11 protein-coding genes are annotated in these 16295 nt (G+C 71.0%); 4 read left to right on the top strand and 7 right to left on the bottom strand.

Annotation, left to right across the window (positions count from 1 at the left end):
* Window positions 1–15: 15 nt before the first annotated feature.
* A complete protein-coding gene (locus AB0L06_RS03625) occupies window positions 16–1875 on the top strand; it encodes a hypothetical protein (protein ID WP_500229351.1) in 1860 nt (619 codons plus the stop codon).
* Between the two features lie 62 nt (window positions 1876–1937).
* Here AB0L06_RS03625 and AB0L06_RS03620 read toward each other — a convergent pair whose 3' ends face one another.
* From AB0L06_RS03620 to AB0L06_RS03600, 5 genes are all read right to left on the bottom strand, one after another.
* The gene (locus AB0L06_RS03620; RefSeq protein WP_500229350.1) at window positions 1938–2879 is read right to left on the bottom strand and encodes a CDP-alcohol phosphatidyltransferase family protein; all 942 of its coding nucleotides are present in this window, start codon (window positions 2877–2879) and stop codon (window positions 1938–1940) included.
* Between the two features lie 309 nt (window positions 2880–3188).
* Complete coding sequence (locus AB0L06_RS03615; RefSeq protein WP_500229349.1) at window positions 3189–6686, bottom strand: CDP-glycerol glycerophosphotransferase family protein; 3498 nt, start codon at window positions 6684–6686, stop codon at window positions 3189–3191.
* Between the two features lie 59 nt (window positions 6687–6745).
* Window positions 6746–7879: an acyltransferase family protein gene (locus AB0L06_RS03610; protein ID WP_500229348.1), complete on the bottom strand. Its 1134-nt coding sequence runs from the start codon at window positions 7877–7879 to the stop codon at window positions 6746–6748.
* Window positions 7880–7966: 87 nt separating this feature from the next.
* Window positions 7967–9424: an LCP family protein gene (locus AB0L06_RS03605; RefSeq protein WP_500229347.1), complete on the bottom strand. Its 1458-nt coding sequence runs from the start codon at window positions 9422–9424 to the stop codon at window positions 7967–7969.
* Window positions 9425–9484: 60 nt separating this feature from the next.
* Entirely contained in the window at window positions 9485–10297 is an 813-nt protein-coding gene (locus AB0L06_RS03600; RefSeq protein ID WP_500229346.1) for a TIGR03089 family protein, read from the bottom strand.
* Window positions 10298–10420: 123 nt separating this feature from the next.
* Here AB0L06_RS03600 and AB0L06_RS03595 point away from each other — a divergent pair, with 123 nt between their 5' ends.
* The 3 genes from AB0L06_RS03595 (at window position 10421) to AB0L06_RS03585 (ending at window position 14885) form a co-directional block, all read left to right on the top strand.
* The gene (locus AB0L06_RS03595) at window positions 10421–12505 is read left to right on the top strand and encodes a hypothetical protein (RefSeq protein WP_500229345.1); all 2085 of its coding nucleotides are present in this window, start codon (window positions 10421–10423) and stop codon (window positions 12503–12505) included.
* A gap of 268 nt (window positions 12506–12773) precedes the next feature.
* A complete protein-coding gene (locus AB0L06_RS03590) occupies window positions 12774–13742 on the top strand; it encodes a glycosyltransferase family 2 protein (RefSeq protein WP_500229860.1) in 969 nt (322 codons plus the stop codon).
* A 3-nt stretch (window positions 13743–13745) separates the two neighbouring features.
* Entirely contained in the window at window positions 13746–14885 is a 1140-nt protein-coding gene (locus AB0L06_RS03585) for a glycosyltransferase family 4 protein (RefSeq protein ID WP_500229344.1), read from the top strand.
* Here the strand turns inward: AB0L06_RS03585 and trxA are convergent.
* On the bottom strand, window positions 14857–15183 hold the full coding sequence (gene trxA / locus AB0L06_RS03580; RefSeq protein ID WP_500229343.1) for a thioredoxin: 327 nt from the start codon (window positions 15181–15183) through the stop codon (window positions 14857–14859). The genes AB0L06_RS03585 and trxA overlap by 29 nt on opposite strands.
* The gene (locus AB0L06_RS03575) at window positions 15180–16178 is read right to left on the bottom strand and encodes a lysylphosphatidylglycerol synthase transmembrane domain-containing protein (protein ID WP_500229342.1); all 999 of its coding nucleotides are present in this window, start codon (window positions 16176–16178) and stop codon (window positions 15180–15182) included. Before AB0L06_RS03575 ends, trxA begins: the two co-directional genes overlap by 4 nt.
* Between the last annotated feature and the right edge of the window lie 117 nt (window positions 16179–16295).

Below are 16295 nucleotides of genomic sequence, written 5' to 3'. Positions count from 1 at the left end.
ACATTCGGAGCAGGTTTGTCCGACGGGACCTCCCCTGATGCCGTCCACACGTCCTGGCTGAGAAGGACGGGGCTCGACCGCGTCCGGCCCGGCCGGTTCCGGCCGCGGAAGGATCTGCCCGGCCAACCGGACGACTCCTCCCAGGATCCGCCGGATCCCTCCCCGCCAGAGGAGGGCACGTCCCACCCGGCGGAGGGCTCGTCGCGGCCGCCGGAGGACTCGTCCCGGCGGCGCGTGGGTCTGCCCGGCCCCCGGGCGATCGGCCGGTTCTTCGCGGCGCACTCGGTCTTCCTGGTCCTCGTGGGCGGCGCGATCGCGCTGCGGGTCGTCACGCTGCTCGGCTTCGGCTCCGTGCTGTGGTTCGGCGATTCCGGGACGTACCTGGCGGGCGCGCTCGACCTGAAGCCGTCGCCGCTGCGGCCGTCCGGGTACTCGCTGATCCTGGCGGCGGTCCGGCCGTTCCACGGGTTCACCGGCGTGCTGGTGATGCAGCACGCGATGGGCGTCCTGGTCGGCGTGATGATCTACGCGCTGATCCAGCGGGCGCTGCGCCGCGGCTGGTCCCGGCTGTGGATCTGGGTGCCCGGCGTGATCGCGTCCGTGCTCGTCCTGCCGGTGCTCTACGACGCCTACGAGATCCAGCTCGAGCACATGCTCATGTCGGACGTGCCGTTCACGTTCATGCTGGCCTGCGGGATCACCCTCGCCATGTGGTGGCGGAAGACGCCCTGGTGGGCGGGGGCGCTCTCCGGGTTCATCATCGGAAGCTCCGCCGACGTCCGGTCGGTCGGCCTGCCGATGCTGATCATCCTGGTGTTCTGCCTGGCGGTGCGCCGGGCGGGCTGGCGGACGGTCACGGCGGCGGCCGTCGCGGGCGTCGCCCCGCTGGTCGGCTACCTGTTCTGGTTCCACTCCTACAACGGGCAGTGGTCGTTCACCTCGACCGACAAGGTCTGGCTGTACGGGCGGGTCGCCGACTTCGCCGACTGCACCAAGATCAAGCCCGACCCGCAGCTGCAGATCTTCTGCCAGGACAAGGTGATCCGCGATCCCGACGTCGCCCCGGCCTTCCAGGCCATGTGGACGACCGACTCGCCGTTCACCGCGCTCCCCTGGGAGATGGCCGACCCGCGGACGAACGCGCTGGCCGGCGAGTTCGCGATGAAGGCCATCGAGAAGCAGCCCGGGGACTACGCGAACGTCGTCTGGCGCGACACCTGGCGCGCCTTCGACTGGAAGCGCCAGCCCTACCCGAACCAGGGGACCGTCGAGGAGTACGAGTTCCCCGAGGGCGGCGCGCTCCGCACGCGGAACGCCATGTCGGCCTACGACTACGGCGGCAGGACGGCGGAGTCCCGCGTCGTGGAGCCCTACGGCGGCTTCATGCGCGACTACCAGAGCCACTACTTCATGCCGGGCACGTTCCTCGGGATCCTGCTCGGGGCCGGCCTGGTCGGCGTCGTGCTCCGGGTCCGGCGGATCGGCGGGCAGGTCCTGCTGCCGTTCGGGGTCGGGCTCGCGCTGCTGGTCGTCCCGGCGGCGACGGCCGACTTCGACTACCGCTACGTCCTGCCGACCGCGCCGTTCGCCGTCCTGGCCGCCGGGCTGGCCCTCGCCCGTGAGCCGCGCCGCGCGTCCTCCTCCGCCCGGATCGAGGCCGTCACGGACGCTCCGTCCGGCGAGCCGGGCGAGTCGGGCGAGTCCGGAGAGGCGGAGGAAGACGAATCCGCAACCCCGGAAGCGGAGAAGGCGGAAGAGGACACCGCCACCCAGAAGGCTCAGCCCGAGTCCAAGGAAGCGGACGAAAAGGGCGAAAGCGAGCCTGAGGAAGAGGACGAGAAGAAGCCGGAAACGGCGGACGCCCCCGGCCGGTGACCGGCCGGGGGCGTCCAGAGAACGGGCCCGTTCGCGAGGGCGAACGGGCCCGGGAGAGCGGATCAGGCGAGCGAGAGGCGCTCCAGCTCCTCCTGCGGGACCTGGGCGCGCGCCTCCTCGACGCGGCGCTCGAGCTTGCCGAGCGTCTTGGTGTAGGTCCGGCTGGACAGCCAGAACTTGTAGATGATCACCAGCTCGAAGGCCATCATGCCGATGCCGGACAGCACCGTCACCGGGATGATCGCGCCGGGGATGACCGCGGCGACCAGCGGGGCGACGATGAACACGCCCATCTGGAACTCGATGCCGGAGATCAGGTGCGGACGGATCCGGCCGCGCAGCAGGGCGTCCCGGACGCGCGTGTACCAGGGGAACTTCTTGTTGAACTCGGCCTGGAGCGCGATGTTCGGGTTGTCGCCGACGACCCGGTCCTCCATGTCGGCGTCGGGGTCGGTGCCGAGCGCCCGCTCGGCCGACGACAGCTCGGCGTTCACGGTGGTGCCCATGCCGGGGACCTCGCCGCGCGCGACGCGGGCTGCGGCCTCCAGGGTGGTGGCCTGCTCGCCCAGGTCGCGCAGCTTGTTGCGCATCTGGGAGCGGACCTTGTAGATCTCCAGGGCGTCCATGTAGCGGAGCATGTCCAGGAACACCACGGCGACCGCGGTCCACACGTAGGCCACGTTGCCGGTGCGCGCGTACGCGCCGCCCATCAGCGCGATCGCGCAGGCCAGCACGCGGACGCGGTCGAAGATGTAGTCCAGCCAGGCGCCGAAGATCGAGCCGGTGCCCTTCAGGCGCGCGATCTTGCCGTCCATGCAGTCGAGCGTGAACGACAGGTGGTAGAGCAGCGCGCCGATCAGCAGCATCGGCCAGGTGCCCACGGCGAACAGGCCGCCCGCGCCCAGCCCGAGGATCAGCGCGCCGACGGTGAGCTGGTTGGGAGTGATGTTGGTCTTGTTGGCGGTGAACTTGACCAGCCGCGAGGCGAGCGGATCGACCAGCAAGACCGTCCACCATGCGTCACGCGCTTTGTACGTCCGTTGCCGAACGTCATCGAGCGTGAAGTTCGCCATGGAGAGCTGTCCTTTCGAGAAAATGGATCGAGGCCGGTCCCCGTGCCTCGGAAAAACGTCGCATCCCCGCGCCACCTGATGCTACCGGCCCTCCACATGGGAGACTCCGCGAAGTCGCCCAGTCGTCACCGGGAAGTGATCATTCGGACGTCCGGGACAATCGGCCGGACGCCCGACGGCACGGCACGAGCTGTCGCCCGTACCCGTACCCGTGCCGGTGCGGTGCCCGGCCGGGGGTGATCAGTCGGTTCGCATGGACAGCAGGTGGTCGACCACCCGCTTCGACGCGAGCCCGTCGTCCATGGCGCAGTACTTCTGCCGGAACGCCGCGTACGCGGTGGAGTACCGGCGGCTGGTCGCGTCGATGTCGCGCAGCGCCTCCAGGACCTCGCCCGGCTCGCGCAGCAGCGGCCCGGGCGCCTCGGCGGTCAGGTCGAAGTAGGTGCCGCGCAGCTCGTCCTGGTAGAAGTCCAGGTCGGGGACGTAGAACAGGATCGGCCGTCCGGTCGCGGCGAAGTCGAACATGACCGACGAGTAGTCGGTGATCACGACGTCCGCGATCAGGTAGAGCTCGGAGATGTCGGGGTAGCGGGTGACGTCCACCACACCCTCGCCGATCCCGACCGTCCGGTCCGCGACCATGTGGTGCTGCCGGACGAGCACCGACCAGGAGTCGCCGAGCGAGGCGGCGATCTGGTCGGCGGGCAGCACCAGCTCGGCCGTCCGGCCGCCGGTCAGCCAGATGTCCTCGCGCCAGGTCGGCACGTACAGGGCCACGGGACGGTCGTGGGGGATGCCCAGCCGGTCCCGGACCCGCCGCTCGCGCGCGTCGCGGTCGGGCGCGAAGAGCATGTCGTTGCGCGGGTAGCCGACCTCCAGCACCTCGCCCTCGTACCGGAAGGCGTCCCGGAGCATACCGGTGACGTGCGGGCTCGGGGAGACCAGCCGGTCCCAGAGCGGCACGTCCTCCTCGTACCGGCTGAGCTTGGTGGTGTTGCTCGCGATCCGGCCGTTGCGGACCAGGTCGTAGGCGATGTGCTTGTACGGGGTGCCGTGCCAGGTCTGGAGGTAGACCTGGCCGGGGCGCTTGGCGTACCCGGACGGCTTGAGGCAGTTGTCGATCACGAACCGGGCCGAGGCCACGAGCTCGTGGTAGTCCCGCGAGCCGCGCATCACCGTGCGGGCGTCGCCGACCGGGACGGTGAACTGGCCGTCGTTGCTGCCCCAGACGTACTCGAAGGGCAGGTCGCGGCGGACCATCTCCTCGTAGATCGCCTGCGGGTTGTCGGAGTACTGCTTGCCGAAGTAGCTCTCGAAGACCACCAGATCGCGGATCGGCGCGGTGTTCGCGGCCCCGTACAGGGTGCGCTGCATGCGCCGCTGGGCGTAGGGGCCGCGCTCGTCGTCGGTGAGGGCCCGCCGGACGAACAGGTGGAGCAGGTCGCCCCGGTGGGCCTTCAGCGCCAGCTCGTGCATCCCGACGAAGTGGGGCTCGGGCAGCGAGCCGCGCGCGCCACGGTCGATGCCGACGGTGAGGTCGCCGCGCTCGCCGGGGGCGTACAGGTCCCAGCGTCCGCTGGGCAGCGGCAGCCCACCGGTGCGTCCGTCGAGGAGCGCGGTGAAGCGCTGGCCGTCCCAGGCCAGCGGCACCTCGTGGGCCAGAGTGGAGCGGCGCATGCGCATGATCAGCCGGTCGGGCCGGTTGCGCTCGTCGGCGCTGGAGCCGGTGAGCTCGATCGTGGCGCCGTCCAGCCACCGGGTGCCGGTGACCACCAGCCGCGGCGCGCGCTCGACCAGGGTGAGGTTGCCGTACTTGGTGGCGATGACGTCGTACTCGCGGCCGCCCACGCCGGCGCGCAGGTCCACCAGGTCGGCCTCGACCGCGAGGCGCAGCGTGGTGCCCTTGGTGCGCAGGGACACGTCCCAGTCGATGCTGTCGGCGGTCTCGGCGGCGTCGCCCGCCTCGGTCTGCGAGGCGAGCTCGGTGATGTCGAGCTCGGCGGCGAACTCCACCCGGCCGCCCTCGCCGGTGCCGGTCTTGCGGACGGGCTGCTTGACCTTCACCATGCCCTGGCGGAGCGCGATCTCCAGGTGGCCGTTGGTCACGCAGACCGCGTCCTCGCGCCGGACCCAGCCCGTCAGGAGCAGCCGCGTGCCGTCCACGCTGATGGAGGTGACCTTCGCGCGGACGGACTGGATGCCGATGAGCAGATCGCCGGCCTGGTTGTACTTGGGCTTGATCAGCTTGCCCGGCGAGGTCTCGGTGAGCGGGGGCCACAGCCCGGCGCCCTTGGGGCCGTTGAGGCGGCCGTGGCGGCTGACGCCGTGGGAGGTGACCGTGACGTGGACGTGCCAGGTGCCCTCGCCGGAGCCGAGCTGCTCCGGGGTCAGCTCGAAGGCGAAGCCGGAACCGGAGAGGTCGGCGGTGGCCTGCTTGCTCTCGGCGGTGACGTCCGGGCGGCGCACCCGCTCTACGGCCGGGCGCAGCGTCTTGGCCTTGAGCAGCAGGCGCCGGCGGCGCAGCTCGATCTCGATGGTCGCGTCGGACGCCTCCGGGACGTGCATCCGGTCGATGTAGGCGTGGCCCTCGATCCGCAGGCGCCCGTCCCGCCAGAGGATGTCGTCGATGCCCGTCTTGAGGTCCAGCTCGTCCCGCAGCTCGTAGAGGCCGGTCGGGAAGCGGGGGTCGCCGAGGAAGGGGTAGTCGCCGAACCACTTCCCGGGGTGCTCGGGGAGCTGGATGGCGCTGCCGCGGTCGGGGTGGCTCTTGGCGAACGAGACGATCTCCACCAGCTCGGGCATCAGCCGCTGCCGGACGGCGTGGAACTTCAGCCGGTCGATCGCGGGCAGCTCCTCGTAGACCCGCGGGTCCATCCGGTCGAGGACGTCGTTGATCAGGTCGGGGAAGGTCTCGCGGTACAGCTCGTCGCCCTGGTCGACGACGTTGAGGAAGATCCGGATGTCGTCGGCGAGCGCGAAGTGGTCGTAGCGGTCCTTCAGCTCCGGGGCCTTCTCGGCGAGGAAGGTCGAGGCCGCGGTGACCGACCGCATCCGGTCGGCGAGGTTGCCGGGCTCGGTGCGGCGCTGGGTGATCGAGCGGGCGCCCGACTCCCGGATGCGCCAGTGGTACACGGCCTCGTGGAGCACGTCGACCTTGCCCGCCAGGACGTGCGCGGGGATCGTGACCGGGATGTCCTCGTAGAGGCCGGCGGGGAAGGCGAAGGCGTGCTTGTCCCAGAAGGCGCGCCGGAAGACCTTGTTCCAGGCGGTCCGGTCGTTCAGCAGTTCGGGGAACTCGCTGACGTGGGTCGCCTTCCGGTCGATCTGGAAGATCTTCTTGTGCATGGGCGACTGGGTCAGGCCGTTCACACCGAACCGGCGGACGCCGCCGCAGGCGATGTCGGAGCCGGTCTCCTCCAGCGAGGCCACCATCAGCTCGTAGGCGTAGCGCGGGATGATGTCGTCGCTGTCGGCGAACGCCAGGAACCGGCCCGCCGAATGCGGGACGCCCGCGTTCCGCGCCGGGCCGAGGCCCTGGTTGTGCTGCTGGACGAGCCGGAACCGGCCGTCCTTCTCGGCGAAGTTCTTGGCGATCGTGGCGCTGGAGTCGGTCGACCCGTCGTCCACCATGATCACTTCGAGGTCGCTCAGCGTCTGCCGGGCCAGCGACTCCAGGCAGGGCTCAAGGTACGCCTCGACGTTGTAGAACGGCACGACGACGCTCAACAGCGGTGACACGGGACTCCAACGGCTGTCTAGAGGAGGCCGGATCCGGAAGCGGATCCGGCTTGTGCAGGCTATCCGACGGGTGTTTTGCGGAACGCCCAGTCGAGTTTCGGCTCCATCGCCCACCGGAAGCAGCGCACGACGGGCTTGGAACAGAGGAAGGTCCCCACGGCGCAGGCGCCCGCGAGGACGGCGAGGACGCCGGGGACGGTGTGCAGGAAGGACGTGTCCCACCAGCCCATGTACCCGAGGAACCGGGTGATCAAGCCGTGCAGCAGGTAGGCGTAGAGGGTGGTCGCGCCGAGCTTGGTGAACCACGTCCGCCGCCGCGGCACGAGGGTCAGGAAGGCCGCGATCAGGACGAACGAGCAGACCATCATCGCCAGCCGCATGCCCGAGCCGGTGATGTTGCTGACGCCGAAGTCGCTGTGCGGGTCCTTCCAGTAGAGCCAGTTCAGGTCCATGCGGGTCCGGGCGAACCAGGCCACACCGACCGCTCCGATCATCAGGGCCGCTCCCACGGGCCGCGCGATCGGCTTCTTCAGGTACTCGAAGTGCTGCGGCTTCAGCGAGAGGCCGAGCACGTAGAACGGCAGCAGCCCGATCACCCGGTGCAGGTCGAGCGTGCTGCCGAGGTCGCTCATGTACGACAGCAGTGAGAACCCGACGGCGACCGCGACCGGCCAGCGGACCTGCTGCCAGACCGGGGTGGACAGCCGCCACAGGAACAGCGCGCACAGGAACCAGGTCAGGAAGTACGGGTCGAGCAGGCTGATCTCGAGCTTGTGCCGGCCGACCGCCCAGTCGAAGACGGTGTAGGCGGTCTGGAAGATCACGTAGGGCACGCCCACGGACGTGATCAGCTTGCGGGTGCGGCCCGCCGAGAACGTCCAGTTCCGGGAGAAGTAGCCGGTGATCACGATGAACAGCGGCATGTGGAACATGTAGATGGCCAGGTACAGCGTCCTGGCCAGCGGGACGTTGCCCAGCTGCGCCAGGCAGTGGCCCATGACGACCAGCAGGATCGCCATGAACTTGGCGTTGTCGAAGAACGGGTCGCGCTGCTTGCGCGGCCTGTCGCTCGGAGTGAGTGGAACGTTCCCGTCCGTGACCGGAGGTGGGACCGGAACCTCTCCCGGGGGGGCCACCCGGATCGGTGGGTGCTCGATGCGCGGGGGTGCGGGAGGGCTGCCGGTGTACGTCATGGGTCCTTGCCGGGGTGGGGACTTCGGCGGGCGCGGAGGCCGGGGGCCTGGGCAGGGGGGCGTTCCCGGCCTCCGCCTGGTGCGCGGCTAGTTGTCGTCGCAGATGTTGTCGTCGGCCTTGATCTCGCCCTGCTGTTTGGGGATCGGGCCGCCGGACTTGCCGTTCTTGAGGCTCGTGCTCGTCCAGTCGGTGCCGATGACCAGGTCGACCATGCCGGACAGGGCGCCCCTCGTCGCGGGGGCCGGCGGCGCCGAGGCCCCCGGGACCGCCGCGGCCAGCGTCTTCGCCTGCTGATCGGCGCCGGGGCCGTACTGGACCTTGGTGGTCGAGCTGGTCGGCGTGCGGTTGCCGCCGACCTCGACCTGGAAGCCCTGCTGGCGCAGCGCCTCGGCGACCCGGCCGGCCTGCCCGGCGACGCCGCTGGCGTTGTAGACGCGCACCTTCACCTGGGAGGCCGGGATCTTCGGCGCGCCGCCGCCGCCCGCGGGCTTCTTCTTCTCCTCCGGCACGTCGCGGTCGTTGCGCAGCGAGTTGAAGAAGTTGTCGGCGCTGGGCTGGCTCAGCACGACCCGGTTGATGTCGGCCGGGTCCGGGCCCCACGGGACGGTGATGAAGCGGAGCTTGCCGGACGTCATGCCCTGCATGCCCTGGCCGATCTTCATCATCGTGCTCGCGGTGAGCTCGCTGTCGGTCTTCAGCGACTTGGTGCCCGCGTTGATCAGCTTCAGCAGGCTGTTCGGGTTGCTCAGCACGCCCGCGCTCATCGCCTTGTTGGCGAGCGCGCCCATGAACTTCTGCTGGCGCTTGATGCGGCCGAGGTCCGAGCCGTCGCCGAGGCCGTGCCGGACGCGCACGTAGGCGAGCGCCTGGTCGCCCTTGATCAAGTGCCTGCCCTTGGACAGGTTCAGCTTCGACTTGGGGTCGTTGACGGACTTGGGCAGGCAGACCGGGACGCCGCCGATCGCGTTGGTGATCGACTTGAACCCCACGAAGTTGACCTCCATGAAGTGGTCGATCCGCAGGTTCGTCAGGCCCTCGATGGTCTTGACCGTGCAGGACGGCCCGGCGAACGTGTACGCCGAGTTGATCTGCGCCTTGCTGACGCCCGGAGTGGTGCTGCCGTTCGGCTTCTTGCAGGGCGGGATCGGCACCATGAGGTCGCGGGGGAAGCTGACCCCGAACGCCTGCCCGCCTCCCGGCGAAAGGTGGAGGAGGATGATCGTGTCGGACCGCGGCGGCTCGTTCTTCATGCTGCGGCCGTACGAGGCGTTCGCCCCCGCCCGGCTGTCGGACCCGAGCATCAGGATGTTCATGGCGTTGTTCAGCTTCTTCGGCCGGTTGGGGCCGACGAGGGCGTTGGTGTCCTCGTGAGCGATGTTGCCGAACATCTTGCGGTACACGCCGTACATCGTCAGGGAGCCGGCGACCATGACGGCCGAGAGGCCGATGCACACCCAGCCGAGGATGCGCCAGCCGCGTCGGCGCGCCGGCTCCGGTGAGTCGGCGTCGTCGACGTACTCCATGTACATGGGGTTGTCGTTCATCGGCTCCGTGATGGGGGTCGGGCCCGCCCGTGGGGGTCGCGGAATCAGTCAGAGATTAGGTCAGCCGAGCCGTCGAACGGGTCCGGATCCGGCATTCGGTGCGACGGTTCCGGCCGGTACTCCGGCCACTGCGGTCACATGCTCCAGGGTCAAGCGCCGATCTAGCGACGCTTTGTCAAAGTTTCGTTGGATTATGACGGAAGATCCTGAGGCTAGCGGTGCGAGAAGAGTGATCAGTACCCCTCGGGGGGTGGCGAGGGGCACGTGAACCAGAAGCCGGTCCCGTGCGTCCAAGGCCCAGTGCGTGGCGGATGTCCGTGCCTCGGTGACCAGTTCCGTCCCGGTATATGTGGTCTTTGTCACAGTCAGCAGGGGCTCGTCGGCGTAGGAGCGTTCCGGCCGGAACCGGTCGCCATGGGCACGAACCTCCACCGCGTAGTCGGTCACGCCGGGCGGGACGTCCGCCATCGGCCCGCCCAGCGCGTGCAGTGACAGGCCGATGACCTCGTCCGCATCGGAATCGTCGACCTCGGCGAGGTTCTCCTCGGCCACCGCCAGGAGGTACGGCCCCTCGACGTCGCCCGGTCCGTCCAGGTGGACGTGCAGGCCGGCGGACCAGGACGCCATCAGCCAGACCAGCGTCTGCCAGTGCTCGGGCAGCGCCAGGACGACCTTGTCGCCCGGCTGCGCGCCGAGCCCGTCCACCAGGAAATTGGCGGTCTTGGCGACCCAGTTGTCGAAGACCTTGGCCGAGAGTTCGATCCGCTCGCCCTTGGCATCGTCGTAAAAAGTGACAAAGGGCCGGGACGGGTCGGACTCCACCCGGGCGCGCAGCAGGCCGGCGGGGTCGGTCGCGATCTTGGGAGCCGTCATGGACGGAGCGTACGCCCCACCCTCCGGATCCCGCTGACCTCGGGTGCCTCCGGTGTCGCGGGGCGTCGTCGGACAGGCGATGCCGATACGCTCCGCTTCGATGGACGTCCGGGGAATCCACCGATGAGCGCGGGGCGGCTGCTCGCCCGCATCACCGTCGCACCCGCCCTACTGCTGGTGGCGTGGCTGACGGTGTCCGCGCCGTTGCTGCTGGGGGGCGTTTTCGACCTGGGGCCCGCGCTCGCCCTGTTCGTGCCGGTCGCGGCCGTGGTGCTGTGGATCGGCCTGCGGGACGCGCCGCGCGCCGCGGGCGAGCCGCGGCCCGGGCCGATCGGGCCGGTTCCGCGCTGGTCGGCCCTCGGCGTGCTGCTGGTGGCGGCCGCCTTCCTGGTCGTCCAGGTGGTGATGTGCTCCGAGCAGATCATCGTGCGCCGCGACCCGGCGTCCTACGTGCAGTTCGCGCTCTGGCTGAACGACCACGGGTCGCTGCCGATCGCGCAGGACCGGGCCGCGTTCGGCGGCGGCGACCCCGCGCTCGGCTTCGGCTCGCTGGCCTTCTACCAGGTCGGGAACGACATCGACCCGCAGTTCATGGCCGGGCTGCCGCTGGTGCTGTCGCTCGGCGGCTGGCTCGGCGGCGTCCGGGCGATGCTGCTGATGGCGCCGCTGCTCGGCGCGGCGGCCGTGCTCGCCTTCGGCGGCTTGGTCGCCCGGCTGGTCGGGCCGCGCTGGGCCCCCGCCGGCGCGCTGCTGCTCGCGCTGACGCTGCCGATGATCTGGGTGTCCCGGTCCACCTACAGCGAGCTGCCCGCCATGGTGCTGCTGTTCGGCGGGCTCGCGATGCTCTACGACGTGCGCGCCCAGGCCGTGGACGAGCCGCGCCGCACCGGACGGTACTGGCGGCTCATGCCGAGCTCCGCGCGCGCCAAGGCGTTCCTCGCGGGCGGCATGCTCGGGCTGATCGTCCTCGTCCGGATCGACGGGCTCCGCGACATCCTGCCCGTGGTGGTGTTCGCCGGGCTGCTGGTCGCGCGGCGCCGCCGCACCGGCGTTCCGCTCGCGCTCGGCCTCACCGCCGGGGCCGTGCTCGGCCTCGCCGAGGGCTTCCTGCTGTCCCGCCCCTACCTGGTCTACCTGCGCGCGTCGCTGGTGCCGCTGCTGGGGCTGACGGTCGTGCTGATCGCGCTGACCGCCGTCCTGGTCGTCCTGCTGCGGTGGGAGCGCACCGGGCCGCGGCTGCGCGCGCTCGCCGCCGCCGCCGGACGCGGCCGGATCCCGGAGCTCGCCGCCTGGCTCACCCTCGCCGTCGTCGCGGTGCTGATCGCGCGGCCGTGGCTGCAGACCGTCCGGCGCGTCCCGGCGAACGCCGACGACACGCAGAACGCGCACTTCATCGAGGAGGTCCAGCGGATCAACCACCTGCCGCTGGACGGCACCCGGCAGTACTCCGAACTGTCCATGCACTGGGTGATCTGGTACATCGGGGTCCCCGCGCTGCTCGCCGCGACGTTCGGCGCGGCGCTGCTGGCCCGCCGGCTGCTGCGGCGCCGCACCCCCGAATGGCTGCTGCCGTACGCGGTGATCGTCTGGACGACCCTGCTGGTGCTCTACCGGCCGGGGATCACCCCGGACCACCCGTGGGCGTCCCGGCGGCTCATCGCGGTCGTGATCCCCGGGCTGCTGCTGCTCGCGGTGTGGGCGGCGGCGTGGCTGGTCCGCCGGGTCCGCCGCACCGGGTACGGGCGGCGTCCGACCGCCGTCGTCGCGCTCGCCTCGTGCGCGACGCTCGGGATCCCGATCGGGCTGTCGTCGGCGCCGTTCATGATGGCCCGGACGCACCAGCACGAGGTCGCCGCCGTCCGCGACCTGTGCGCCCGGATCGGGCCGGGCCGCTCGGTCGTCATCCTCGACCAGAGCTACGCCGACCAGTTCCTTCAGGTCATTCGCAGCATGTGCGGCGAGCCGTCCGCGCGGATCTCCCCGGAGGCCACGCCGGCGGACGTCTGGCGTGTCGCCGGCAAGATCTACGACGCGGGCCGGACGCCCGTCCTGATGGGCGCCACGGCGGGCGAGGTGACCCCCTACGGGCAGCCGGTGCACGCCATGACGCTGCGCACCCGGCAGGACGAGCGGACCCTGGTCAAGCCCCCGAAGGGCACCTGGACACTGAACCTCGACGTGTGGATCACCGAGCCCCCGCGGCCGTGAGCGACTATCCTCGCCCTGCGTGAGTACCCAGCCCGCCGCCTCGACGACCACCCGCGCCCCGGAACACGCCCCGGACGCGGCCCCCACGACCGACGCGGCCCCCGAGACCACGACCGAGGCCGGGCCCGCGGCCGAACCCGCGAACGACGCCGCGAGCCCTGCGGGCGATGCCGCGCGGGACGCCGCGAGCCCCGTCATGGACGGCGCTCCGCAGGACGCCGGGACGGCGTCGGTCGCCGAGCTGGCGGACGAGGCCGTCGCCGAGCCGATGACCGCGTTCCAGGCCGAGCCGCAGGGCGTGTTCGAGCCCGAGCCGCAGGGCGTGTTCCAGGCCGCCCCCGAGGACGGCCGGCCCGTCCACGTGACGATCGTGCTGCCCTGCTACAACGAGCAGGACCACGTCCTCGACGAGGTCGAGCGGATCACCAAGGCCATGGACAACAGCGGGATGGCCTACGAGCTGCTCGCCGTGGACGACTGCTCCACCGACGGCACGCTGGCCCGGCTGCGCGAGGCCGAGCCGCGGTTCCCGAGCATGAAGGTCGTCGCGTTCCGGCACAACAGCGGGTCCGGGACGGTCCGGCGGATCGGCACCCAGCAGGCCCGCGGCGACATCGTCGTGTGGACCGACGCCGACATGACCTACCCGAACGAGCGGATCCCCGAGCTGGTCGCCATGCTCGACCAGGACGCCTCGATCGACCAGGTCGTGGGCGCGCGGACGTCCGAGGAGGGCACCCACAAGCTGCTGCGCGTCCCGGCCAAGTGGTTCATCCGCAAGGTCGCCGAGCGGCTCACCAACACCCGGATCCCGGACCTGAACTCCGGGCTGCGCGCGTTCCGGCGCCAGGTGTCGCTGCCCTACCTGCGGCTGCTCCCGCCCGGGTTCTCCTGCGTCACCACGATCACCATCGCGTTCCTGTCGAACCAGCACCACATCGCGTTCGTGCCGATCGACTACGCCAAGCGCGCGGGCACCTCGAAGTTTCACTTCGTCAAGGACGCCTACCGGTACATCCTGCAGGTGCTGCGCATGGTGATGTACTTCAACCCGCTCAAGGTCCTGATGCCGCTGGCGCTGTGGCTGATCGTCATCGGCCTCGGCAAGGGCGTCTTCGACATGGTCTGGCACTTCGGGTACTTCGCCAGCAACACCATCCTGATCTTCGTCACCGGGCTGATCATCGGATCGATGGCCCTGCTGGCGGACCTGATCGTGCGGTCACGGGGGGACTAGCGGATGCGGATCGCGGTCGTCGGGCCGGCCTTCCCGTACAAGGGCGGCGGCGCGCACCACACCACCGAGCTGGCGCACCGGCTCGCCGCCGCCGGGCACGAGGTGGTCGTCGAGTCGTGGCGGGCGCAGTACCCCGGGTTCCTGTACCCGGGGCAGCAGACGATCTCCGAGCCGGAGGGCGAGCCGTTCCCGGACACGCTCCGCCGGCTCGACTGGCGGCGTCCGGACGGCTGGTGGCGTGCCGGCCGGTCGCTGCGCGGCTGCGACCTGGTCGTCCTGGCCGTCCTGAGCCCCATCCAGGTGCCCGCCTACCTGGGCATCCTGGCCGGGATCGGGAAGCGGACGCCGGTGGTCGCGCTGTGCCACAACGTCCTGCCGCACGAGCGGCGGCAGTACGACCGTCCGCTGATGAAGGCGCTGCTGAACCGGGTCTCCGGCGTGCTGGTGCACTCCGAGCAGCAGGCGAAGCTGGCGCGGACGCTGACGACGCGTCCGGTGCGGGTGGCGGAGATGCCCGCGCACCTGCCGACCCCGACCGGCGAGGTCGAGCGGGCGGATGGTGTGCGCCGGCGCCTGCTGTTCTTCGGGATCGTCCGCCCGTACAAGGGGCTGGACGTGCTGCTGCGGGCGCTCGCCGAGGGCCCGCAGGACGTGTCGCTCACCGTCGCGGGCGAGTTCTGGGGCGGCCTGGAGGAGACCGAGGAGCTGGTCGCGTCGCTGGGGCTGACCGGCCGGGTCGATCTGCGGCCCGGGTACGTCCCGGGGGCGGACGTGCCGAAGCTGTTCGACGCGGTGGACGCGCTCGTCCTGCCGTACCGGGCGGCGACGGCCTCGCAGAACGTGTGGATGGCGTTCGAGCACGGCGTCCCGGTGATCGCGACCCGCGTCGGCGGCTTCCCGGACCAGATCCGCGACGGGGCGGACGGCCTGCTCGCCGAGCCCGACGACGCCGCCTCGCTCGCCGCCGCGCTCGAGCGGTTCTACGAGCCGGGGGAGCCGGAACGGCTGCGGGCCGCGGTCGAGGCTCCCGACCACGGCCCGCTGTGGGACGTCTATCTCGCCGCGCTCACCGGCGCGGCGTCCGGCTCGTCCGGCTCCGCGGCTCCCGGCGAGGCTACGCCAGGTGCGGCTCCAGGACCTTGAGCAGCGCGCGCTTCGGCTTGGCGCCCACGATCTGCTCGGCCACCTCGCCGTCCTTGAAGAGCAGCAGGGTCGGCAGGCCGAGCACGCCGAACTTGTTCGGGGTCCGCGGGTTCTGGTCGTAGTCCATCTTCGCGATGACGATCTTGCCGTCCTGCTCGGCCGCGATGGCGTCCAGCACCGGCGCGATCATCTTGCACGGGCCGCACCAGTCCGCCCAGAAGTCCACCAGGACCGGGGTCTCGCTCTTGAGGACCAGCTCGTCGAACGTCGCGTCGGTGACGGTGATGGGGGCGCTCATGCTTGCTCCTTGGTGGGCCGGGTGCCCGTCGGCTGCGTACTCGGGGAAAGGCCGGCGGGTGCCGGTTCATTCCCGTCCGGTAGATCTTCCTGCGGCTGCCGGCGGAGCAGGAAGGCCGAGCCCGCGCCGATGAGGTCGGCGGCCGTCAGCAGCACCCGGGACGCCAGCGCCACCACGATCGGCACGCCCGCCGGAAGCACCGGGGTCAGCACCAGCACCATCACGGCCTCCCGCGCCCCGAGCCCGCCGGGCGCGAGGAACACCAGGAGCCCGGCGACGAAGGCCAGCGCGTACGCGCCGGTCGCGAGGAACGGCAGCCCGGCCCCGGACCCGCCCGCCGCCGCGGACAGCACCCACAGGTGGCCGCCGAACAGCAGCCAGCCCGCGACCGTCCACAGGACGGCGCGCAGCGTGGACGCCACGCTCACCGGGTGCTCCAGCGGCGGCCTGCGGACGATCCTGAGCGCCAGGTTCAGGCCCCACGTGACGATCTTCGGGTGCAGCCCCGCCAGCAGGACCGGGGCCAGCAGGAACAGCCACCAGTAGCGATCCCGCGCCTCCGGGGAGGTCAGCGGCAGCGTGATCGCCGCCACCGCCAGCCCGGACGCCGTGGACGTGGCGATCGCCAGCACCGTCGCGGAGAAGCTCCGCGCCCTCGGCACCTTGTACTCGCGTGCCATCTCGACCTGGGAGACGAGCACCCACACCATGCCCGGGACGTACTTGCCGAGCCCGGAGATGAAGGCGATCCGGTAGGCCGCGACCACCGGCAGGTCCGATCCGAGGCCCCGGAGGAACTCGCGCCAGCCGATCATCCACGCGACCAGGCCGCCGAACCCGAGGGCGAACGCCCCGAGCAGCGCGTACCAGGACATCTGCTCGAAGGCGTGCACGGTGTCGTCCCACTGCGAGGCCAGCGACCACACGCAGAACACGAGCGCGAGCAGCATCAACACGACGCGCAGCACGCGCATGGCGAGGGCCTTGGGAGTCACGTCCCCAGCGTAGGGGACCCTCACGACCACCCGCGGAACCCCGCGCGCCCCCGCGGGACCCCGACGCACCTGCGGGACCCGGCGCGTCCGGGGAACCCCGCCCGCCCTGTTCGGGCG

The organism is Spirillospora sp. NPDC052269 (assembly GCF_040679435.1).
Classification (GTDB): Bacteria; Actinomycetota; Actinomycetes; order Streptosporangiales; family Streptosporangiaceae; genus Spirillospora.
The sequence above is the reverse complement of the archived record's forward strand: the minus strand, read 5'-3'. Positions and strand labels throughout refer to the sequence as shown.